This window comes from Bradyrhizobium uaiense (assembly GCF_010811875.1).
GTDB lineage: Bacteria > Pseudomonadota > Alphaproteobacteria > Rhizobiales > Xanthobacteraceae > Bradyrhizobium > Bradyrhizobium uaiense.
Window position 1 is genome coordinate 1 of sequence record NZ_VKHP01001227.1, and the last position, 220, is coordinate 220.

1 protein-coding gene is annotated in these 220 nt (G+C 69.1%); it reads right to left on the reverse strand.

Going from position 1 to position 220, the window contains the following annotated elements; genetic code table 11:
• On the reverse strand, positions 1-220 hold a 220-nt coding region (locus tag FNJ47_RS49405), incomplete at both ends, for an ATP-binding cassette domain-containing protein (RefSeq protein WP_163163934.1).

A 220-nucleotide genomic window follows, 5' to 3' on the forward strand; every position in this document is an offset into this window, starting at 1 on the left:
AGCGCCCGCGCCACGCCTACACGTTGCTGCTGCCCGCCCGATAGTTCATGCGGATAGCGATCGCGATGGAGGGAGCGCTCGAGCCGCACCAGGTCGAGGAGCTCATCGACCCGCGCGGCGATCTCGGCGGCGGGCCAGCCGAGCAGTCTCGGCGTGACGGCGATGTTGTCGGCGACGCGCATATGCGGAAACAGCCCGCCGCTCTGGAACACGTAGCCCA